Origin of the sequence: Lonepinella sp. BR2474, assembly GCF_051851555.1 — a bacterium.
GTDB lineage: Bacteria > Pseudomonadota > Gammaproteobacteria > Enterobacterales > Pasteurellaceae > Lonepinella.
Map to the genome: position 1 here is coordinate 1 of NZ_JBPDVH010000018.1, position 685 is coordinate 685.

1 pseudogene is annotated in these 685 nt (G+C 44.7%); it reads right to left on the reverse strand.

Features of this window, described 5'->3' with window-relative positions:
• Positions 1–685, reverse strand: a pseudogene (locus tag ACTG7Q_RS10830) (hypothetical protein); the annotation flags it as partial.

Here is a 685-nt window from a genome sequence, read left to right on the forward strand (position 1 = left end):
GTTGCATTTTCTTCTGGCACTTCATAGTTGGTGACGCCAGAAGTCACACCTGTTAAGGTGACATTAGGACTGCTATCCGCATTGTCAGGGTCTACTGGTTGACTAAATTTCAAGCCGCTGTCGGTATCTTCAATTAAGGTATCGCCGACCGTTACGTTGGTAAAGGTTGGGTTCTCAATGGTTGCCACAGTCACGTTGGTTACGTTGTTAGCCTCTACAGTGATGTTAGTAATCATATTGCGACCTGCAACATAATTTACGGTATCGCCCGCATTGACTTTCTGTGTTTCGCCACCTTGTGTTGCAGAATCATTTTCGGCTTTGGTTGCGTTGATAGAGTAGTACGCATTGTTAATCGCATCTGCTACCGTTTTCGCCGTCACTAAGTTGTTACCATCACCCGTGTATTGAACGGTACCGTTACCCGCTGCGTTATTATCTGTTGCAGTATCACCATCAACAGTTGTGGTGTTGGTTGTTAAACCAGTGGTTTCTACGTTGAATGTAACGTTTGCTACAGTACCATCATCGTTCATTGTAACGTTCGCCACTGTACCCGTACCATTCACGAAGTTTACAGTGTCGTATGCTTTAACGAAGTCTTTCGCTGTGCCGTTTTCTTTTAAGTTCCAACCCGCATTTAATACATCGTTTACCGTCGCAGCGCTTGATAACTGTGTATCAG